Source organism: Neobacillus sp. GCM10027624, from assembly GCF_042675345.1.
GTDB lineage: Bacteria > Bacillota > Bacilli > Bacillales > Cytobacillaceae > Neobacillus > Neobacillus cucumis_D.
On the sequence record NZ_JBHTHD010000011.1, the window covers coordinates 112,784 to 132,524 of the forward strand.

Annotated in this window: 22 protein-coding genes and 1 other RNA gene; 18 read left to right on the forward strand and 5 right to left on the reverse strand. The window is 38.4% G+C overall.

The features are described 5' to 3' along the window. The 4 genes from thiI (at position 1) to rarD (ending at position 4,574) form a co-directional block, all read left to right on the forward strand. Entirely contained in the window at positions 1 to 1,209 is a 1,209-nt protein-coding gene (gene thiI, locus ACFQZ9_RS16750) for a tRNA uracil 4-sulfurtransferase ThiI (RefSeq protein WP_198309434.1), read from the forward strand. 90 nt (positions 1,210 to 1,299) lie between these two features. Continuing rightward, on the forward strand, positions 1,300 to 1,503 hold the full coding sequence (locus ACFQZ9_RS16755) for an alpha/beta-type small acid-soluble spore protein (protein WP_198309433.1): 204 nt from the start codon (positions 1,300 to 1,302) through the stop codon (positions 1,501 to 1,503). Between the two features lie 199 nt (positions 1,504 to 1,702). Next, positions 1,703 to 3,286 (forward strand): acyl-CoA synthetase MbcS, encoded by a 1,584-nt coding sequence (gene mbcS, locus ACFQZ9_RS16760; protein WP_498944671.1) that lies wholly within the window; start codon positions 1,703 to 1,705, stop codon positions 3,284 to 3,286. Between the two features lie 358 nt (positions 3,287 to 3,644). Continuing rightward, entirely contained in the window at positions 3,645 to 4,574 is a 930-nt protein-coding gene (gene rarD / locus ACFQZ9_RS16765; RefSeq protein WP_498944672.1) for an EamA family transporter, read from the forward strand. Positions 4,575 to 4,618: 44 nt separating this feature from the next. Here the strand turns inward: rarD and ACFQZ9_RS16770 are convergent, their stop codons facing one another. Then, positions 4,619 to 5,419 (reverse strand): NAD kinase, encoded by an 801-nt coding sequence (locus tag ACFQZ9_RS16770; RefSeq protein ID WP_498944673.1) that lies wholly within the window; start codon positions 5,417 to 5,419, stop codon positions 4,619 to 4,621. A 163-nt stretch (positions 5,420 to 5,582) separates the two neighbouring features. On the opposite strand from ACFQZ9_RS16770, the gene sppA reads away from it, so the two are divergent. The 9 genes from sppA to ACFQZ9_RS16815 all read left to right on the forward strand — a co-directional run bounded on the left by sppA (position 5,583) and on the right by ACFQZ9_RS16815 (position 13,044). Next, positions 5,583 to 6,593: a signal peptide peptidase SppA gene (sppA, locus tag ACFQZ9_RS16775; protein ID WP_498944674.1), complete on the forward strand. Its 1,011-nt coding sequence runs from the start codon at positions 5,583 to 5,585 to the stop codon at positions 6,591 to 6,593. 74 nt (positions 6,594 to 6,667) lie between these two features. Next, positions 6,668 to 7,165: an RDD family protein gene (locus ACFQZ9_RS16780; RefSeq protein WP_498945178.1), complete on the forward strand. Its 498-nt coding sequence runs from the start codon at positions 6,668 to 6,670 to the stop codon at positions 7,163 to 7,165. A gap of 84 nt (positions 7,166 to 7,249) precedes the next feature. Then, complete coding sequence (locus ACFQZ9_RS16785; RefSeq protein ID WP_498944675.1) at positions 7,250 to 7,942, forward strand: DUF2953 domain-containing protein; 693 nt, start codon at positions 7,250 to 7,252, stop codon at positions 7,940 to 7,942. Positions 7,943 to 7,959: 17 nt separating this feature from the next. Then, positions 7,960 to 8,451: a GerW family sporulation protein gene (gene ytfJ / locus ACFQZ9_RS16790; RefSeq protein WP_498944676.1), complete on the forward strand. Its 492-nt coding sequence runs from the start codon at positions 7,960 to 7,962 to the stop codon at positions 8,449 to 8,451. A gap of 170 nt (positions 8,452 to 8,621) precedes the next feature. Further along, entirely contained in the window at positions 8,622 to 9,122 is a 501-nt protein-coding gene (gene tpx, locus ACFQZ9_RS16795) for a thiol peroxidase (RefSeq protein WP_198309426.1), read from the forward strand. A 61-nt stretch (positions 9,123 to 9,183) separates the two neighbouring features. Next, on the forward strand, positions 9,184 to 10,176 hold the full coding sequence (locus ACFQZ9_RS16800; RefSeq protein ID WP_498944677.1) for a class I SAM-dependent methyltransferase: 993 nt from the start codon (positions 9,184 to 9,186) through the stop codon (positions 10,174 to 10,176). 219 nt (positions 10,177 to 10,395) lie between these two features. Next, a complete protein-coding gene (locus ACFQZ9_RS16805) occupies positions 10,396 to 11,589 on the forward strand; it encodes an acetate kinase (protein WP_198309424.1) in 1,194 nt (397 codons plus the stop codon). Positions 11,590 to 11,690: 101 nt separating this feature from the next. Next, positions 11,691 to 12,548 carry an EcsC family protein gene (locus ACFQZ9_RS16810; protein ID WP_498944678.1) on the forward strand — a complete coding sequence of 286 codons (858 nt, stop codon included), beginning with the start codon at positions 11,691 to 11,693 and terminating at the stop codon, positions 12,546 to 12,548. Then, positions 12,529 to 13,044, forward strand: coding sequence for a MogA/MoaB family molybdenum cofactor biosynthesis protein (locus ACFQZ9_RS16815; protein ID WP_498944679.1), 516 nt, complete (start codon positions 12,529 to 12,531; stop codon positions 13,042 to 13,044). The genes ACFQZ9_RS16810 and ACFQZ9_RS16815 overlap by 20 nt, the downstream gene beginning before the upstream one ends. Before the next feature lie 27 nt (positions 13,045 to 13,071). Here the strand turns inward: ACFQZ9_RS16815 and ACFQZ9_RS16820 are convergent, their stop codons facing one another. Together ACFQZ9_RS16820 and ACFQZ9_RS16825 are read right to left on the reverse strand one after the other, a co-directional pair. Further along, on the reverse strand, positions 13,072 to 13,386 hold the full coding sequence (locus tag ACFQZ9_RS16820) for a hypothetical protein (protein ID WP_498944680.1): 315 nt from the start codon (positions 13,384 to 13,386) through the stop codon (positions 13,072 to 13,074). A gap of 121 nt (positions 13,387 to 13,507) precedes the next feature. Next, positions 13,508 to 13,957 carry a universal stress protein gene (locus ACFQZ9_RS16825; RefSeq protein WP_498944681.1) on the reverse strand — a complete coding sequence of 150 codons (450 nt, stop codon included), beginning with the start codon at positions 13,955 to 13,957 and terminating at the stop codon, positions 13,508 to 13,510. A gap of 103 nt (positions 13,958 to 14,060) precedes the next feature. Between ACFQZ9_RS16825 and ACFQZ9_RS16830 the strand changes: the two genes are divergently transcribed. Both ACFQZ9_RS16830 and ald read left to right on the forward strand, forming a co-directional pair. Then, positions 14,061 to 14,210: a hypothetical protein gene (locus ACFQZ9_RS16830; protein WP_165976245.1), complete on the forward strand. Its 150-nt coding sequence runs from the start codon at positions 14,061 to 14,063 to the stop codon at positions 14,208 to 14,210. Positions 14,211 to 14,370: 160 nt separating this feature from the next. Continuing rightward, on the forward strand, positions 14,371 to 15,492 hold the full coding sequence (gene ald / locus ACFQZ9_RS16835; protein WP_198309419.1) for an alanine dehydrogenase: 1,122 nt from the start codon (positions 14,371 to 14,373) through the stop codon (positions 15,490 to 15,492). A 48-nt stretch (positions 15,493 to 15,540) separates the two neighbouring features. On the opposite strand, the gene ssrS is transcribed toward ald, so the two are convergent. Beyond that, positions 15,541 to 15,736: non-coding RNA, 6S RNA (gene ssrS / locus ACFQZ9_RS16840), on the reverse strand. Positions 15,737 to 15,790: 54 nt separating this feature from the next. After that, positions 15,791 to 16,888 (reverse strand): M24 family metallopeptidase, encoded by a 1,098-nt coding sequence (locus tag ACFQZ9_RS16845; RefSeq protein ID WP_498944682.1) that lies wholly within the window; start codon positions 16,886 to 16,888, stop codon positions 15,791 to 15,793. Positions 16,889 to 17,113: 225 nt separating this feature from the next. Here ACFQZ9_RS16845 and ACFQZ9_RS16850 point away from each other — a divergent pair, with 225 nt between their 5' ends. From ACFQZ9_RS16850 to ACFQZ9_RS16860, 3 genes are all read left to right on the forward strand, one after another. Further along, positions 17,114 to 17,794, forward strand: a complete 681-nt coding sequence (locus ACFQZ9_RS16850) for a metal-dependent hydrolase (protein ID WP_198309417.1) — start codon at positions 17,114 to 17,116, stop codon at positions 17,792 to 17,794. A gap of 80 nt (positions 17,795 to 17,874) precedes the next feature. Next, positions 17,875 to 18,111, forward strand: coding sequence for a hypothetical protein (locus ACFQZ9_RS16855; RefSeq protein WP_198309416.1), 237 nt, complete (start codon positions 17,875 to 17,877; stop codon positions 18,109 to 18,111). 286 nt (positions 18,112 to 18,397) lie between these two features. Then, positions 18,398 to 19,717 carry a CBS domain-containing protein gene (locus tag ACFQZ9_RS16860; protein WP_198309415.1) on the forward strand — a complete coding sequence of 440 codons (1,320 nt, stop codon included), beginning with the start codon at positions 18,398 to 18,400 and terminating at the stop codon, positions 19,715 to 19,717. Positions 19,718 to 19,741 lie beyond the last annotated feature (24 nt).

The following is a 19,741-nucleotide window of genomic DNA, read 5'->3' on the forward strand; positions in this document are numbered from 1 at the left end:
ATGAATTATGATCGAATAGTCATTCGCTATGGAGAAATGTCAACGAAAGGCCGCAATCGTAATAAATTCGTTGGTAAATTAAAAAAAAGTGTTAAATTGGCCCTTGCCGCTTTTCCAAAAATAAAAGTGGAAGCAACACATGATCGTATGTATGTCTTATTAAACGGTGAAGATGTACAAGAAATTAAGATGATTTTAAGAAAAATATTTGGGATCCAAACATTTAGTCCGGCTGTTAAGGTAGAAAGTGATTTGGAGAAAATGAAAGAAACTGCTCTTGAATTGGTTGGTTCACTTTATCAAGAAGGTCAAACCTTTAAAGTTACCGCGAAAAGATCGGATAAAACCTTTGAATTGGATACGGACGGAATCAACCAACTATTTGGTGCGCATCTGCTGTCAAACATTCCTGGTCTAAAAGTAAATGTGAAAAAGCCGGATATTAATTTATTGATTGAGGTTCGTAAAGAGGCTGTTTATCTTTCATGTGAAACAATAAAAGGGGCCGGGGGATACCCAGCGGGCTCCAGCGGGAAAGCGATGTTAATGCTGTCAGGCGGAATCGACAGTCCTGTTGCTGGTTTTATGGCCATGAAAAGAGGACTTGAGATTGAGGCCGTTCACTTCTTCAGTCCGCCGTTTACAAGTGAACGGGCTAAGGAAAAGGTGATTGACCTTGCTAAAAAGCTAGCTGAAGTGTATGGTCAAATGACGCTTCATATTGTTCCGTTTACGGATGTACAACAGGCAATACGTGAACAAGTTCCTGAAAACTATACTATGACATCAACAAGAAGATTCATGCTTAGGATTACCGATAAAATTAGAGAAAAGCGGGAAGGGCTTGCCATTATTACGGGCGAAAGCCTTGGTCAAGTGGCTAGTCAAACACTTGAAAGCATGTTTACCATTAATGAGGTTACCAATACACCCATCATACGACCGCTTGTAACAATGGACAAAACCGAAATTATTAAAATCGCTCAAGAATTCGATACCCTTGAGATTTCGAATAGACCGTATGAAGATTGCTGTACGATTTTTGTCCCTGCGTCGCCAAAAACAAAGCCCCGCAGAGAGAAAGTCCAGCAATATGAAAGCTATTTTGATTTTGATCCTTTGATTGAAGAAGCAGTTAATGACACGGAGACTATTACAATTAAACCGGATCTGGGTAACGATGATTCAGAGTTCGATGAATTATTTTAAAATGAATTTTTTGTGAACAATTACCAATTGATATTAAGAATGAACCTTGTGAGTTCTACACATTATAAACTCACAAGGAGGTGATATCAAATGGCAAACAACTCTAATCAATTATTAGTTGCAGGTGTTGAACAAGCTCTTGACCAAATGAAATACGAAATTGCTAATGAATTTGGTGTAAACCTTGGTGCTGATACTACTTCTCGTGCTAACGGTTCAGTTGGTGGAGAAATCACTAAGCGTTTAGTCGCTATGGCTGAGTCTCAATTAGGCGGCAGCGGATTTACTCGTTAACAAATAAATAATATGGCTACAGAGAGCAGGAATTATTCCTGCTCTCTTCTTTATTTGCTATTTTATTTTATCTAATTGATTGGTGGGAAAATCAATAACGAACTTAAAAAATGTTTTTCGAATAATAATAATTTAAAATTTTAGGACAATTTTGTATAATAAAATTGGATGTAAATTTTTATTGCTGAGGGGGAGAGTTATGAAACGTGAGGATTTAATTGCACCGGAGAACTACAATCTTGTTTCTGAAGTAGAACGTTTTGCAAAAGACCCGAACAAATTAGCATTAAAATGGGAAAATGAAACAGGTGAAACAAAACAGGTTACATATGATGAATTATTGAAAAAAGTAAATCAAGCAAGTAATGTGCTGATTCATAATGGTTTACAAAAAGGTGACACAGTTTTAGTAATTGTTCCAAGACTGATTGAAGCCTATATTGTCTACCTCGCTGCATTAAAAGCGGGGATGGTGGTAATTCCAAGCTCTGAAATGCTAAGAGAAAAGGATTTACAATACCGGATTACACATGGTGATGTTAAGGCTGTTATTAGTTATTATCCATACGTGGATCAATTTGAAAATATTAGTACTGCCCAATCTCTTGTAAAATTTTCCCTTGGAAGAAAAATGGAAGGATGGAGCCATCTGGATGAAGAAATGAAAGCGGCTTCAGAGGAATTTACCATTGCCGATACGAAAAGAGAGGATATGGCCTTTTTATCCTATACCTCAGGTACAACCGGGAATCCTAAAGGAGTGGTGCATACTCATGGCTGGGCATTTGCTCATCTGAAAACGGCTGCGTCTAAATGGCTTGGGATTAACGAAGGGGATACCGTTTGGGCAACGGCCGGTCCAGGCTGGCAAAAATGGATTTGGAGTCCATTTTTATCAGTCCTTGGGTCAGGCGCAACAGGTTTAATCTATAATGGCAAATTTGAGCCCAAAAAGTATTTAAGCCTGCTGCAAAAATACGATGTAAATGTTCTTTGTTGTACACCGACAGAATATCGATTAATGGCAAAGGTAGATAACCTAGCAGAATATCAATTGCCAAACCTTCATAGTGCAGTATCCGCTGGGGAACCACTAAATCGCGAGGTAATTGATACCTTTAGGAAATACTTCCGTGTTGATGTTCGGGATGGCTATGGTCAAACAGAAAACACTCTGCTTGTGGGAGTTACGAAGGGAATGCAGTTAAAACCTGGTTCCATGGGCAAACCAACTCCGGGAAACCGTGTTGAAATCATCAATGAAGAAGGACAAGTTTGTCAAGTAGGTGAGGTGGGCGATATTGCCGTTCATGTTGAAACGCCTGCCCTATTCAAAAAATATTATAAAGACCCGGAACGAACAGCGATGCAATTCCGTGGAGATTACTACGTAACGGGCGACAAAGCGAAAATGGACGAGGAAGGCTATTTCTGGTTTGAAGGGCGCGGCGATGATATTATCATTAGTTCCGGCTATACAATTGGACCATTTGAAGTAGAGGATGCCCTTGTTAAACATCCATTTGTCAAAGAATGTGCAGTAGTGGGAAGTCCTGATGAAATTCGCGGGTATATTGTCAAAGCGTTTGTTGTTTTACAAGATGGGGTTGATTCGAACAATCCTGAATTAACAAAGAATCTTCAAGAGCATGTAAAGGAGCTTACAGCGCCATATAAGTATCCTAGAAAGATTGAATATGTATCGGATCTTCCGAAAACCACCTCCGGAAAAATCCGCCGTATTGAACTTCGCCAAAAAGAAATGGAAGCTTTAAAAAAATAATAAACAAAAAAAGACAATCGGTATACTGATTGTCAGGCTGTCGAAAATCTTTCGATAGCCTTTTATTCTATTTTCCCTCTTTAATGATTCACCGAATTAATTCATTATAAAAATATAAGAGTTTAGTCTGTACAACAGGCCCTTTTGCAGGGACAATCAATTAAATTGGTATTTAGATTTTGCCAAATTAAAAAATTGGTGAGAAAAATACCCTTTCACGACAATCTGACAATCGGTAAATCCCGATTGTTTTTTTATTTGGGCAAAAATTGGTGAATTAAAATTCCCCCTTTTCCTTCCGTTTCACGTTATAATAAATAATATTTCGAAACTAGAAAGATTGGGGAACAGAACAACAATGAATAAATCAGAGATAAAAAAGGGAACCTTCCATGCGGGTTTTTCCTATTTCTTATGGGGGCTGCTGCCCATCTATTGGAAGCTCATCGATCAAGTAAGTGCCTTTGAAATTCTTGCGAACCGAATTTTTTGGTCGTTTATTTTTATGGTACTAGTACTTTTATTAACGAGAAAATGGAGATTATTTATGCAAACCCTTAAAGGATTTGCACAAAATAAAAAACAGCTATATGCCCTGGCGATCGCCTCGTTATTAATAAGTATTAATTGGTTTGTCTATATTTGGGCAGTTAACAGCGGTCATATGCTTGAAGCAAGCCTAGGCTATTATATCAATCCGCTTGTGAGTGTCCTATTGGGAATGATTGTCTTAAAAGAAAAATTGTCAATTGCACAATATATATCGTTTGGCCTAGCCACTATTGGGGTATTGATCATTTCAATTTCCCATGGGAAATTTCCTTGGATTGCCATCAGCTTGGCGCTTACTTTTGGGTTATACGGTCTCGCAAAAAAATTAATCAATGTAGAGTCAGCCGTGGGATTAACCCTTGAAACATTAGTTGTTGCACCGATTGCAGCAATATATATGTGTTTCCTATTTATTAATGGTACGAATTCATTTTTATCAGCAAGTGCGGTAACCGATTTATTGTTAGTAGGTGCCGGAGCGGCAACGGCTATACCACTGCTTTATTTTGCTAAAGGAGCACAAAAAATACCCTTATCCTTACTTGGATTCTTGCAATACATTGCGCCGACTTTAACTTTAATTTTAGGCGTGTTTGTCTATAAAGAACATTTTTCAAAAATACAGCTGCTTTCCTTTATTTTTATTTGGTCCGCTTTAACCATTTATTCTCTATCTAAGACCAAACTATTTCATCAGAGAAGATTAAACATCCAAAAAGAAAAATTAAACGTTTAAAAAAAGCAGCCACCCGAGTTTTAAATTCTAGGGTGGCTGCTTTTTTATAGAAATTGTCTCTTCACTTTATGCCAGAACGAATTGTCTTTTAATTTAAGCGTCTTAATTTTTTTATTGCTCATTTTTATTTGAATTCTTTCTACATGGCGAATACTTAATGCTTCATTGTCCATGCCCATTACGGGATGGTCGTTTCCTTCTGAAATCACTTTAAGTGTCAGCGTACGTTCCTCCCCTATGATAAATGAAGACCCAAGTGTGCGGTACCGATTATTATTTAACGAAGCAACCTCGCTGATTTGCATACAGGAAATTAACGGGTCAACAACGGAACCATTTAGCGATTTATTATAGGCTGTGCTGCCGGTAGGTGTGGCCACAACCAGCCCGTCTCCACGGAAGGTTTCAAAATGCAGCTGGTCAATGAACACGTCAATTACCAGCGTTTTAATAATGGAGGAACGGATGCTAAACTCATTCAAACATGGGAACATTCCTTGTCCATCCACTTTCACTTCAATAAGAGGGTAACGACGGACCTCAAATTGTTCATTTACTGAAGCTTCAACCATTTTTGAGGTGTCATCAATCCGAAAATCACAGTACATACTTAAATTTCTAGTAGTCGAAATACCAGCGTAAAGACAATCCTCTCTAAAACCTGTTTTCCGGACAGCTTGCAGGAAAGTACCGTCATGCCCGATGCTGGCAATAATATTTGCTTTCAGTTGATCATCAACAATCGTAAAACCATATTGTTCAGCTAATTCATAAATATGCGAAGCTTTTGAACGCGTATCGGCATCACGTGCGTGGTAAAAGTAAATATTGCGGCGACTTTCCATTAATGAACCTCCTACATACAAAATGAATTTCCAATTTTTAACCTTTTTAAAAATATCTTTTAATAAAATGATGATAATCTTATTTAGTTTAGCATTTTTTTGAAACAATATGAAAATACGGACGTAAATTTAACTGGATTGACACAGGTGGGGGGAAAACAATATGAATGGAAAACGCTGGGCAGCACTCGGAATTGCAGCAGCACTATTTTTTGTCTCAGTGGTTATTAATTTTTTATCAGCTTTTGCCTTTAAAAGTATTGAGACGGATATAGGTGAATTTTTATCAACAAGTGAGCAGCCTTTTACTGAAGAGGTAGTTAAAGACGGAAGCGAGCTAAAAAAAATTGCGGTCCTAGATGTAGATGGGGTTATTCAAGATACGGGTGAAACAGCCTCTTTATTACAAAGTTCAGGCTATAACCATCAGGACTTTATGAAAAAATTAAACTATATCAAGGAGGATGATACAATCAAGGGTATCATCATAAAGGTTAATTCTCCCGGGGGCGGAGTCGTCGAAAGTGCAGAGGTCCATGATAAACTAGTGGAGATTCAAAAAGATACGAAAAAACCGGTCTATATTTCAATGGGGGCAATGGCAGCGTCAGGAGGATATTATATTTCAACAGCAGCTAAAAGGATTTATGCAAGTCCAGAAACGCTTACGGGGTCTCTTGGAGTTATTATGGAAGGGGTCAATTATGAAGGATTAGCGAAGAAATATGGCGTCGATTTTGTCACGATTAAAAGTGGTAAATATAAAGACATTATGAGTCCAACTAGAAAAATGACCGAAGAAGAGCGGCGAATTCTTCAACGGATGATTAATAATTCGTATCAGGGATTTGTCAAGGTTATATCTGAGGGCCGCCATTTAAGTATCGACCGGGTGAAAAAGATTGCGGACGGGAGAGTTTATGACGGCCGGCAGGCGAAAGAATTGAATTTAATTGATGGCTATGGATATTTGGATGATGTTATTAAGAAAATGAAAAAAGATGAAAATTTGAAGGGAGCAAAGGTTATTCGCTATTCAGATGACCTTGGATTTGGTTCATTATTTAGTATGCAGGTTCATAAATGGATGGGAGAAAATGTGGAAATGGCCGGAATGTTAAAAATTCTCTCTAAACCAAATTCACCTAGGCTTATGTATCTTTATGCGGAATAGGGGCGAAGTAGATGGAAATCAATCATAATCAAGAAAACATAAACCAAATAGATGATCCCCACTCTGAAGAAATGATGATACATCAAGAAGAAGAGGTTAACAGCGAAAACAACGTTCAACTAAAAAAGGGAACGATAGAGGAAATACCGCGATATCCAATTCGATATGCCGGATTTTGGATGCGTTTTTGGGCATATCTAATCGACTTAATTATAGTTGGGAGCCTAGTCAGGCTGTTGATTAAGCCTGTATTTCGCATACTTGACATCTCTTTAGCTGAATTTAATATGTTTGCTCCAATTTCTATTGCTTCAGCGGTTATTTTTTATTTATATTTTGTCTTGATGACAAAATATTTCCAGCAGACACTTGGCAAAATGGTATTTGGGATTAAAGTAGTTGATTTGAAAAAGGATCAATTAACTTGGGGAACTGTTTTATTCCGTGAATGGATCGGTCGCTTTATATCGGCGACAATCATTGTCGGATATGTAATTGCTGCCTTTCTCCCGAAAAAGCAAGGATTGCACGATCTCTTTTCGGATACTTCGGTAATCCATATAGAAAAGTGATTTTTAAGCCTTTCAACTTTTGGTTGAAGGGTTTATTTTTTTTCCTTAAAGCCATACTAATAGGCTGAAAGGCTGTGAATAAAATTGATCTGGGTCCTTCTAATCTTTTTGATTCTTTTGCTCTTATTCTTGCTGATTATTTTTACAAAGCTGACCATTAAAGTGAATTATTATCACCATAACGACAATGATGACTTAAAGATTGAGTTTAGAATTTGGTTTGGCCTGATTAAATTTAAAAAACATATTCCATTAATTAAAGTTGATGATAATTCACCAAGTATTGTTGTCAAAGGGAAAAAGAAAAAAGACCATTCTTCTAAAAAGTCTTCAAATGAAGAGGTACACCATATTACCCCCGATGATATGATGACGAATTTTAAAAATACAAAAGAAATCCTTAACCATGTAATTCATATGCATATAATCATCCGTAAGTTTTTAAAGAAGGTCTCTATAAAACAATTTGAATGGCATACGATGTTTGGGGTTGGGGATGCCGCGCATACTGGGGTATTATGTGGAGGACTTTGGACCATTAAAGGAGGTATTGCCGGTTTATTAAGTAACTATTTTAATTTAAAAGAAATGCCTATTTTAACAGTTACACCACACTTTCAAGCAACCGTTATCCAAACACAAATTTCATGTATGTTTCAGTTTCGAATCGGGCAAGCTATTTTAGCAGGATTAAAATTAATGAGATTCTGGAAGGGCGGAAGCCCGAATTTGAAATCAAACACAAATTTTTCAAAGGAAAAAACTAAATCCGTTTGAAAGAGGAGGAAACAACGATGTCTGACCATCCAATTCAAGGTTTGATGACAACCGCAATGGAAAGCTTAAAAGAAATGATTGATGTAAATACAATTATCGGAGATCCTGTTGAAACCCCAGATGGAAGTGTTATTTTAACAGTTTCAAAGGTTGGTTTTGGATTTGCGGCCGGTGGAAGTGAATTTAAAGGCGGCGGCGGAGGTCAACAAGGCCAGGGGCAAAGTCAGGGCCAAAATCAAGGGCAGAGCCAAAATCAGTCAAGCCTCCCATTCGGTGGAGGAAGCGGAGCCGGGGTTTCTATTACACCTATTGCCTTTTTAATTGTAAATTCTCAAGGCGTGAAAATGCTCCATTTGGACGAAAGTACTCATTTATACGAGAAAATATTAGAACTGGCACCACAGGCTGTGGATAAAATCCAGCAAATGTTTTCGAAAAGAGATCAACACCATTCAGATCACCAGCAAAATATCCATCAGTCCCAAGAAAAACATGATCTTGATTTATAATGAAAAGGTTAATCTTCCGAGTAAAGGAGGATTAACTTTTTTCATGGATTAGTTTCAGGTTGAAATAATTGCAAAAAAGATTCTGAAAAGATATATTTACACTGTACATAGTAGCGGTATGAAATTAAATTGCCGCTCAATTTGATAAAAATCAAAAGGAGGATGTAAAGATGGCAAACGTGACATTTGGCGGTAATCCGGTAACATTATTAGGCAGTGAGGTAAAGGTAGGGGAAAAGGCACCTAATTTTACTGTACTTGCAAATGATCGTTCAGAGGTTACTTTAAATGATACAAAGGGACAGGTGCGTTTAATTACCTCTGTACCTTCTTTGGATACAGGTGTATGTGATGCAGAAACACGTCGTTTTAATGAAGAAGCAAACAATTTAGGGAATGTAAAAATCCTAACAATCAGCTGCGATCTTCCATTTGCACAAAAGCGTTGGTGCGGAGCGAACGGAATCGAAAACGTACAGACATTATCCGATCATCGTGACCTTTCTTTCGGTGAAGCATATGGTGTTGCTATGCAGCAACATAGATTATTAGCACGTGCAGTATTCGTGGTTGATTCCAGCGATACCGTGACATATGTTGAATATGTTAGTGAAGCAACTCATCACCCTAATTATGAAGCAGCAATCGAAGCAGCTAAAAGTGCGAAATAATTAAATGTAAAGGAGGCCTCGTCAATGGCGGGGTCTTTTTTGATTATATGGAGGTTATAGGATGAAAGTTTCTCCAGTTGAAGAGCTTTTTACGGTATTCAATCAAACGGCACTGGTGATCCAAGAAGAATTGGAATGCAGCTTTTTAGAAGCATTAGCTGAAACAGGGGAGAACCTTTTTCACAATTCAATCCTTCAGGAGGAGTTAAGTGAATTAACCGTAAAAAGATTAAAAAAACATTATGAAGAAATTCAGCTTAATAAATATTCGAATGAAGAAATTCGAAAAGCGTACCAGCTTGTGATTTTAAAAGGGATGCAGGAAAATGTGCAGCCGAACCATCAAATGACGCCTGATTCGATTGGAATGCTCGTTGGTTATTTAGTTCAAAAGTTTGGCGTACAGCCATCCATGCGCTTGCTTGACCCGGCAATTGGAACAGGTAATTTATTAACGACTGTATTAAACCATTTACAAAAGGAAGTGGTTTCCATCGGCGTTGAGGTTGATGACCTTTTAATAAAGCTGGCTTATGTGAATGCGAATTTGCAAAAGCATCCCGTAGAGCTTTTTAATCAGGATAGCCTTGAGCCATTATTTATCGATCCAGTTGATGTGGTAATTGGAGATTTACCTGTTGGGTACTATCCGAATGATGTTCGGGCCGCCGACTATCAATTACAGGCAAAAGAAGGACATTCCTTTTCACACCATCTTTTTATTGAACAAAGTGTCCGGCACACAAAACCAGGAGGGTATCTATTTTTCCTGGTGCCAAATACACTTTTTGAAAGTGACCAGGCCGGAGGGCTTCACGAATTTATAAAGGAACATGTTATTATACAAGGGTTCCTTCAATTACCAAATAGTATGTTTAAAAATAAGAGTACAGCAAAAAGTATTCTAGTTTTGCAGAAGAAAGGTGAGGAAGTTCAGCCTCCAAAGCAGGCTTTACTTGTTAACCTGCCAAGTCTCTCAAATGCTGCAGAAATGGATAAAATCTTATTGAAAATGGACAAATGGTTCCAAGATAACAAACCGAAAAACCGATAAAATATCGGTTTTTTGTTTTTTACTAATAGTACAAAAAATTTGAATAAAATTATATTTTGGATGTAACCGCTGACACGTAAATTACTCCTTGAAATGTGACAAATCGAGTGTTTAAATGAGTAATTGAGAGATATATTCAATTTCGGTTTTCTAAGGCTAAAGATGTGTAAAAAGAGTCCTTTAAAACCGATGTTTTTATATAAAAGGAGCTGTAGCAAAATGTCTAAAATTATTGCAATTAATGCCGGCAGTTCATCCTTAAAGTTTCAATTATTTGAAATGCCAAGTGAGAATGTTATTACAAAAGGGTTAATTGAGAGAATCGGCTTAAAAGATTCTATTTTTAATATCACTGCACATGGTGAAAAAATTCAAGAAATCATTGATATTCCAAATCATGATGTGGCCGTTAAAATGCTGTTAGATAAACTAACAACGCTCGGAATTATTGAATCACTGGATGAAATTGAAGGAATCGGACATCGTGTAGTGCATGGTGGAGAAGCCTTTAATGATTCTGTTCTTATTACCGATGAAGTATTGGCAAAAATTGAGGAACTATCGGAATTAGCGCCACTGCATAACCCGGCAAATATTACGGGAATTCAAGCATTTCAGGGAGTATTGCCGAATGTTCCGGCAGTTGCTGTATTTGACACAGCTTTCCATCAAACCATGCCGGAAAGCTCATTCTTATACAGCCTTCCATATGAATATTATAAAAATTATGGAATTCGGAAATACGGTTTCCATGGGACATCACATAAGTATGTTTCACAGCGGGCTGCCGAGCTATTAGGCCGTCCGATTGAGCAGCTCCGGCTTATTTCCTGCCACTTAGGAAATGGAGCAAGTATTGCTGCCATCGAAGGCGGAAAATCGATTGACACCTCAATGGGCTTTACACCACTTGCAGGGGTTACAATGGGAACTCGTTCAGGAAATATTGACCCGGCGTTGATCCCATATATTATGGAAAAAACGAATAAAACAGCTGAAGAAGTTCTTGATATTTTAAATAAAAAGAGTGGAATGCTGGCTGTTTCCGGTTTTTCAAGTGACCTAAGGGATATTGAAATTCAAGCGAAACAAGGAAATGCCCGGGCAAAGCTTGCATTAGATGTATTCGCAAACAGAATTCATAAATACATTGGTTCCTATGCTTCCCGTATGTATGGTGTAGATGCGATTATTTTTACTGCGGGAATCGGTGAAAACAGCGATGTGATTAGAGAAAATGTTCTTAAAGGGTTAGAATTCATGGGAGTTTATTGGGATCCTTCCCTTAATAAGGTTAGAGGGGAAGAAACTTTCATTAATTATCCTCACTCACCTGTTAAGGTAATAATCATCCCGACAAATGAAGAAGTAATGATTGCCCGGGACGTTGTTCGTTTGACAGATAGGATTTAATACAAAAGGCAAAGTCTCTAAAGGGATTTTGCCTTTTTTTAATCCATCCGTTGCTTTATGCTATACTTAAAGAAAGAATTGTAAGCAGGAGGAGTGTTTTCATGCCGCTCTCAGACAGGGAGAAAAACGTCTTGAAGGAAATAAGGGAATGGGAAAATCATTTATTCAGCTATGAAGCAAATGACTTTCAATTGACCTATGAAAAATACTTAGAGCGTGCCTTTTTACTTTTACCCAAAACAGTTCAAAAAAGGTTTTTTCTATTAGTCGACAACTGGTTGTTTCATTTACATGGCATGATTCAGGGTTCCCAGCTTCAGATGGATGCGAAGGAACGAATTCTTTCTTCCGGAAGGATTTTTTACAAGGAGTTAGAAAAAATAGATGATCTAAAAAAATTAGATATCAACCAATTGCAATACATAGCCCAGCAGCAAATTGCCAAGCATCGGCTGTATTCCTTGGCGCAAGGGGGAATCTCGGGAACAGGTGGTACCTTGCTTTTAGGAATGGATATTCCGGCAATGGCCGTGATTAATTTACGAGCTGTGCAATTAATTGCTATGACTTATGGATTTGAGGTCAATACTCCTTTTGAAATGATGACTTCACTGAAGGTTTTTCATACTGCTACACTCCCTCCTAGAATTCAAAAGGATGGATGGGCGGCGCTCATGAATGAATTAGACGGAAACGATGATTTTTATTTTTATCAAGGGAATGAAGAAATAACGGATATTACCTGGCTGGAGCAGCCTGTCCAACAGCTGTTAAAGGCAATGGTCATTGCTTTATTTCGAAAAAAATTGATTCAGGGTATTCCGCTTGTCAGCATGGCGATTGGGGCAGGGGCAAATTATCAGTTAACAAGGAAAGTTACGGAAGTTGCCCACAAATATTATCAGCTTCGTTATTTAAAAGAAAAAGAGGAGTATCCGGATGAGTACGAAAGAGCATAAAATAGAAGCGCCGAAAACCGTTCATTGTAAAGTAATTACGGTTAGTGATACACGAAATGAAGAAAGTGATAAAAGCGGGAGATTGATGATTGACCTTCTAGAGCAAGCAGGTCATAAGGTCCTTGATTATTGTATAGTAAAAGATGAAAAGTCCCCTATTCAAGAAGAAATTTTAAAGGGCTGTGAACGAGAGGATATCGAAATTATTCTCACCAATGGAGGCACAGGAATTGCCAAAAGGGATGTGACGATTGAGACTGTCCAGGAGCTAATTGAAAAAGAGATTGTTGGGTTTGGAGAATTGTTTAGAATGGTAAGCTACCAGGAGGATATAGGATCTGCAGCCATACTTTCACGAGCCATTGCCGGGGTTGTGAAAGATAAAGCCGTTTTTTCTACCCCTGGCTCTTCAGGTGCCGTAAAGCTCGCGATGGAAAAACTCATTCTTCCCGAAATAGGCCATGTGGTAAGAGAATTGAAAAAGGACTTGAAATAAAAAGGCTCCCAAAAGTGGGAGCCTTTTCTAATGGTGCATTTTTACTGAAACAGTTTGGTTCGCGCGATACCATATCCATAAATCATTGATAATGGAAGCAAGATCTGCGATTTCACTGTTTAGTTCACAGGAACGAGGGAAGTCGCTTTCATCTGAAAGTTGTGCTTGTTTTTGATTAATCGTATGTTCAAGTTCTGCAATTCTATCAGGAATGGTCCCGCGAATTTGCTCCCAATAGAACAAGATAGCAGCCTGGGTCTGGCGGGAATGTTGGTCCCAATCTAGTTGAATGTCAGGGAGTTGAATTCCCAGCCGTTGATCGAAAGAAAAATATTCTTCCATACATTTGCCTCCACATGTATAGTTTTTTTTATTTTACTACACATCATCAGAGCTTTCACTGGAAAACTATTAATCTAAAAATATAAATGTAAACAAAACCTACAAAGTGTGGGTTTTTATATTAGGAATCCTTTTCCGTACGGACAACAAGGACATCACATGGAGCATAGCGGGTAATATGTTCAGAGACACTTCCGATAAAGAAACGTTCTACTGCATTCATACCTGTAGCACCGCAAATGATTAAATCTACTTTGTGTTTTTTTGCAATTTCTTTTGGAATAATTAATTTAGGTGAACCGAACTCAATTACATAATCAACCTTAATAACACCTTCATCTAAAGCAATCCTTTGGTATTCCTGAAGTAGTTCAGATGCCAAAGTGTCAGCTTTTTCAGCTATAGATCGATCATAGGCTTCAACCATTGCAAAGGTTCTTGTGTCGATGACATGAGTTAAGAGAAGGCTGGAATTGTTTCGCTTAGCGATTTCAATCCCTTTTTTAAAAGCCCATTCTGCTTCTTTTGAACCATCAATAGCGACCAAAATATTTTGATATTTAAGTCCCATGATTCATCATCTCCTTACTTAAATTATACAACAATTGGAAATGCATAGATGTGCCAATTTTTCGAACAATAATGAGGTATTAATTATTGAAGGGGGCAGGCACATGAGCAAGCGTAATCCGAATAAGCAAAATATTTTTGAGTTTGATGAACAGGGGACAAATGAGGTAAGCGAGCAAATCTTGAATTCGTATAATAGCGGATTTATCGGAGAGGGAACCGAGCAGACTGAAAGCAGTAGTACAGAAGGTTAGGCAGGGAAGAAAGGCTGTCCGCATGAGGGCAGTCTTTTTTTGTTTTTTATTCTATTTTCAATCAATCAATGCAATCTATATTCATAACGGGCTTTGACATTATTAAGCTTACGGGTGGATATAATAGTAAATATGGATGATTTTAAATGGAGGTAAAGATATGCGGATTGGGGTACCTAAGGAGATAAAAAATAACGAAAATCGTGTTGCAATGACACCTGCAGGGGTAGTAAACCTATTAAAATTTGGTCATGAAGTATATATCGAAAAAGAAGCGGGGCATGGGTCTGGTTTTTCCGATGAAGATTATGCCTCAGCTGGGGCAAAGATAGTAGAATCGGCTAAAGAAGCTTGGTCGATGGAAATGGTTATGAAGGTGAAGGAACCACTCCCAAGTGAATACTCCTATTTTCGTGAAGGGCTAATACTATTTACATATTTACATTTAGCCCCTGAACCGGAATTAACAAAAGCTCTCATCGATAAAAAGGTGATTGGAATTGCCTATGAAACTGTGCAGCTGGCAAATAGAAGTTTGCCATTATTGACTCCTATGAGTGAAGTAGCTGGTAGAATGGCAGCACAAATTGGTGCTCAGTTCCTTGAAAAGGTTCATGGTGGTAAAGGAATATTGCTTTCCGGAGTACCGGGGGTTCATCGAGGAAATGTGACAATTATCGGTGGCGGGGTTGCTGGTACCAATGCAGCCAAAATGGCTATTGGATTAGGTGCGAAGGTTACGATTATTGATTTGAATCCCGACAGGCTTCGTCAATTGGATGATATTTTTGGTTCAGACGTGACTACGTTAATGTCTAACCATTATAATATTGCGGAAGCTGTTAAGGAATCAGACCTTGTAATTGGAGCTGTCTTAATCCCGGGAGCAAAAGCACCGAAACTTGTTACGGAAGAAATGATTCAGTCAATGAAACCGGGCAGTGTTGTCGTAGATATCGCCATTGATCAGGGTGGTATTTTTGAAACTACGGACCGGATTACGACTCATGATAATCCAACATATGTAAAGCATGGGGTGGTCCATTATGCTGTTGCAAACATGCCAGGGGCTGTTCCGCGCACTTCCACCATTGCTTTAACAAATGTAACGGTTCCGTATGCATTAGATATAGCGAATAAGGGGTATAAAGCGGCTTGCCTTAAAAATGAAGCATTGTTAAAAGGAATTAATACACTTGGCGGCTATGTAACCTACGAGGCAGTGGCAGAAGCACATGGTCTTCAATTTAAAGATACAAAGACATTGTTGGAAAAGGCATAAGGTATATAAAAAACCAGCTTCAATTCGAAGCTGGTTTTTAGTTACTAATATGTAGCCGCAATTGCCGTATTCATATAAGAAAGTTTTAAACCACCACTCCTCAAAGTGGGTGTTCGCAGAAACCTTCCTGCCTGTCCTCCATGTCTTATAGACAGAGGCATGTCATTTCAGTTTCAATGTTAAAACTCCCTTTTACAGCTTAAAGGTTAAAACTTTATTATCATTACGTACAATGCAGCTTGTATTATTATTTTACTGCAGAATACTCGATTGTTCAATAGATAAAAATTCCATATGGTTATTTAATAATTTGTAATTCTTTTGGGAAGTTTGTTAATACTTTAGCACCGTCCGCGGTAATAAAGAGATCATCCTCAATTCGAACCCCAGCTACCTCAGGTACATAAATTCCTGGTTCAATTGTGTATACCATGCCTTCTTCGATGATCAACTGATTTGTTTCAGTCATGGAAGGATATTCATGAACACTAATTCCAAGTCCATGTCCTAAACGGTGTGGAAAATACTCTCCATATCCTGCATCAGCAATAATTCTGCGGGCAGTTAGGTCAACCTCTGCTGCTGTCACACCAGGCTTACTCGCCTCAATTGCGGCAAGCTGTGCTTTTAAGACTGTGTCATAAATTTCTTTTTGCTTATCATTGATGTCTCCGTATGCAACAGTTCTAGTGATATCAGAGCAATAGCGATCAACGACAACACCAAGGTCAAATAAAACCAAATCGCCTTTTTTAATTTTTGTTAAGCCCGGGTTGCCATGCGGAGATGCAGCATTTGCACCAGTTAAAACCATGGTTGCAAAGGACATTTCGGTAACGCCCTTTTGTTTTAATGCATATTCGACTGCATTAAGAACATCTAATTCTGTTTTGCCTTCTTTGATTTCACTTGCGCCGAATTCGACAGCATAGTCTGCGAGTGCACAAGCCTCCTCGATAACTTTTAATTCCTTAGCATCCTTAATCATTCGAAGAATACGTAATTTTTCTTCAGCAGAAATAAAAGCAGCTTTTGGGAAAAGACTCGAAAGTAGTTCGTACCGTTCCACATTCATATGTTCTTTTTCAATCGCAGTTTTTGATACAATTCTGATTCTTTTTTGAATAGAACTTTGAATCATTTCCCAAGGGTTTTCGATGTCACTATATCCAATGATTTCATGGTCCCATCCGGAGCGTTTCGCATCATGAACTTCCATGGCCGGACAAACAAGAAATGGTTCTTCTTGTTGAAAAACAGCGAGAGCCAATAGGCGTTCATGCGGATTCGTAAAATATCCGCTTAAATAAAAAACATTTTCAGAAGAGGTGATGAAGCTTACTTCGATTTCGTTTTCTTTCATCCAAGCTTGAAGCTTTTCGACACGTTGATTCATGTTAGATATCCCCCTAAAAATCATTTCCACCTTTGAGATTATCAATATAAAGGCTAAATGTAAACAAACTGAACTTTGGTAGCGATAGGTTTATAATTAGACATGATATAGTTCATTTTTTTGCTAAAAGCGTTATCTTTTGGGTAAAGTTATTTTGTGAGGAAGGAATTCCTAATTTTTGCATGGAAGTAATTATAAAATGATTTTTTGAGAGGAGTTAAAACAATGAAAATTTCTTATCATGGCCATTCCATTGTCCAAATTCAAACGGAGGGGAAAACAATATTAATTGACCCGTTCATTCGAGGAAACTCTTTAACCGATCTAAATGTGGAAGAGGTAAATCCCGATGTTATCCTCTTAACACATGGTCATAATGACCACGTCGGCGATACGGTTGAAATTGCAAAAAGAACTGGTGCCCTTGTTGTTGCCAACGCTGATCTAACCACTTATCTCAGCTGGCAAGGAGTTCAAACCCATGGGATGAATATAGGCGGTGCCTATCAATTTGACTTTGGAAAAGTCAAACTGACACAGGCTTTTCATGGATCAGGTTATGCAACAGTTAACAATGAGATCGTATACTGCGGCATGCCAACGGGTATTTTGTTTAGCAATGAGGGCAAAACAATTTACCATGCCGGCGATACAGGGCTTTTCTCCGATATGAAATTAATCGGTGAGCGTCATCCAATTGATATTGCCTTCCTGCCAATCGGTGATAATTTTACGATGGGAGCGGAGGATGCGGCCTATGCTGCCAAACTATTAAACGCGAAAACAGTTGTGCCGATTCATTTTAATACCTTCCCGCCAATTAAACAGGATCCGAATAAATTTATTGAACTACTTGAGGAACAAAACGGTAAAGTTCTACAGCCAGGAGAAGCTATAGAATTATAAAGAATTAAGGCATTTGTCTACTTTTTTTCTTCCTTCTAGCATAAAAATGAAACAAGCAGTTTTTTAAGGGAGGAAAAAATGTGAAGAAAAACAGATATTTTTTATGCCTTTTACTTTGCGGAGCAATGCTTTATTATGCAGTGCCTCAATTATCTGTAACCGCACCGGGGCAGAAAGGGATTTTTTCTATAGCGTGGCTTGCTTTTGCTCTAATGGTGATTGCCGGTAATTTAACGGGAATTCTTTATAGCCCGAAAAAGGCAGTCCAAAAACTGCAAACAAATCGCAGTAAAAGAAAATCCCGCATGTTTCATTAAAGAGTATAAAAAAGCTCCGGTACAACCAGATACCGGAGCTTTTTCGTATAAAAGTAACAATCCTCATGTCTAGCTCCAACGCCTAGCCCTTCGAGTCGCTTCGATCCTGACGATGAAGTCAAAGAACGACTTCACCGTCAGGCCCTCCAGCGCTTTTCGGGGCTAAACAAGGCGTTTCCGCTTTTCTTATTGTTTCAAGGCTTTTTTAACTCTATAATTGAATTTACAACGAATCCGGGAAAGTCATTGCTGGATGAATGGGAATTTAAAATAAAGGGTGACGGTCTTGGCTACAAAACATGAACAAATTTTACAATATATTGATACACTTCCTGTAGGCGAAAAAATCTCTGTCCGCCAAATCGCAAAGGCGATGAATGTCAGCGAGGGCACAGCCTATCGAGCCATTAAGGAAGCTGAAAATAAAGGATATGTCAGCACTATTGAACGTGTTGGGACTATTAGAATAGAGCGGAAGAAAAAAGAAAACATCGAAAAACTTACTTTCGCCGAGGTTGTAAATATTGTAGATGGTCAAGTTTTAGGGGGAAGAACGGGTCTCCATAAAACACTGAATAAATTCGTCATTGGGGCTATGAAATTAGAGGCAATGATGCGCTATACCGAAGCGGGCAACCTATTAATCGTCGGCAACCGGACACAAGCTCATGAACTTGCCTTGAAAGAAGGAGCGGCAGTCCTGATTACTGGAGGATTTGATGCCGAGGACCAAATCAAAAAGCTTGCAGATAATCAAGAATTGCCAGTCATCTCAACGAGCTATGATACGTTTACTGTAGCAACGATGATTAACCGTGCCATTTATGACCAATTAATAAAAAAAGAAATCATCTTGGTGGAGGATATTTTAACTCCTTTGTCTGAAACATTTTTTCTAAAAACATCAGATAAGGTTTCAAAATGGCATGAATTAAATCAACAAACCACCCACAGCCGTTATCCGGTTGTAGACCATAATATGAAGGTACAAGGGATGGTTACTTCAAAGGATATTTTAGGGCAGGATTTTGAAACAACTATTGATAAGATTATGACGAAAAATCCAATGACTGTAAGCGGAAAAACAAGTGTTGCTTCCACAGCCCATATGATGGTGTGGGAGGGCATAGAGGTTCTTCCAGTGGCAGATGATTCGAACCGCTTAGAAGGAATTATCAGCAGGCAGGATGTATTAAAAACGCTGCAAATGAATCAACGGCAGCCTCAGGTCGGTGAAACGATTGATGATATCGTAACCAACCAGATGGAATTAATTCCAGGGAAGGCAAAAGGTGAAGAGGTTTATTCCTGTGAAGTCAGCCCGCAAATGACGAATCATCTTGGAACCATTTCGTATGGTGTCTTCACCACGATTGTCTCCGATGCAGCAAATCGAATTTTACGAAGCTATAAAAAAGGCGATCTTGTCGTTGAAAATATGACCATCTATTTCCTTAAACCCGTGCAAATGGAAAGTACACTAGAAATTTATCCAAAAGTACTTGAAGTAGGGCGGAAGTTTGGAAAGGTAGACGTTGAGGTATTTAATGACGGCATATTAGTCGGAAAAGCAATGATGATGTGTCAGCTGATTGATCGAACCTAAAACAATAAGAAAAGCCGCTCCTGA

Bases quoted from the DNA above. Each gene is read 5' to 3' on its own strand.
- thiI (WP_198309434.1), top strand. From the start codon at position 1: ATGAATTATGATCGAATAGTCATTCGCTATGGAGAAATGTCAACGAAA.
- ACFQZ9_RS16755 (WP_198309433.1), top strand. From the start codon at position 1,300: ATGGCAAACAACTCTAATCAATTATTAGTTGCAGGTGTTGAACAAGCT.
- mbcS (WP_498944671.1), top strand. From the start codon at position 1,703: ATGAAACGTGAGGATTTAATTGCACCGGAGAACTACAATCTTGTTTCT.
- rarD (WP_498944672.1), top strand. From the start codon at position 3,645: ATGAATAAATCAGAGATAAAAAAGGGAACCTTCCATGCGGGTTTTTCC.
- ACFQZ9_RS16770 (WP_498944673.1), bottom strand. From the start codon at position 5,419: ATGGAAAGTCGCCGCAATATTTACTTTTACCACGCACGTGATGCCGAT.
- sppA (WP_498944674.1), top strand. From the start codon at position 5,583: ATGAATGGAAAACGCTGGGCAGCACTCGGAATTGCAGCAGCACTATTT.
- ACFQZ9_RS16780 (WP_498945178.1), top strand. From the start codon at position 6,668: ATGATACATCAAGAAGAAGAGGTTAACAGCGAAAACAACGTTCAACTA.
- ytfJ (WP_498944676.1), top strand. From the start codon at position 7,960: ATGTCTGACCATCCAATTCAAGGTTTGATGACAACCGCAATGGAAAGC.
- tpx (WP_198309426.1), top strand. From the start codon at position 8,622: ATGGCAAACGTGACATTTGGCGGTAATCCGGTAACATTATTAGGCAGT.
- ACFQZ9_RS16800 (WP_498944677.1), top strand. From the start codon at position 9,184: ATGAAAGTTTCTCCAGTTGAAGAGCTTTTTACGGTATTCAATCAAACG.
- ACFQZ9_RS16805 (WP_198309424.1), top strand. From the start codon at position 10,396: ATGTCTAAAATTATTGCAATTAATGCCGGCAGTTCATCCTTAAAGTTT.
- ACFQZ9_RS16810 (WP_498944678.1), top strand. From the start codon at position 11,691: ATGCCGCTCTCAGACAGGGAGAAAAACGTCTTGAAGGAAATAAGGGAA.
- ACFQZ9_RS16815 (WP_498944679.1), top strand. From the start codon at position 12,529: ATGAGTACGAAAGAGCATAAAATAGAAGCGCCGAAAACCGTTCATTGT.
- ACFQZ9_RS16820 (WP_498944680.1), bottom strand. From the start codon at position 13,386: ATGGAAGAATATTTTTCTTTCGATCAACGGCTGGGAATTCAACTCCCT.
- ACFQZ9_RS16825 (WP_498944681.1), bottom strand. From the start codon at position 13,957: ATGGGACTTAAATATCAAAATATTTTGGTCGCTATTGATGGTTCAAAA.
- ACFQZ9_RS16830 (WP_165976245.1), top strand. From the start codon at position 14,061: ATGAGCAAGCGTAATCCGAATAAGCAAAATATTTTTGAGTTTGATGAA.
- ald (WP_198309419.1), top strand. From the start codon at position 14,371: ATGCGGATTGGGGTACCTAAGGAGATAAAAAATAACGAAAATCGTGTT.
- ACFQZ9_RS16845 (WP_498944682.1), bottom strand. From the start codon at position 16,888: ATGAATCAACGTGTCGAAAAGCTTCAAGCTTGGATGAAAGAAAACGAA.
- ACFQZ9_RS16850 (WP_198309417.1), top strand. From the start codon at position 17,114: ATGAAAATTTCTTATCATGGCCATTCCATTGTCCAAATTCAAACGGAG.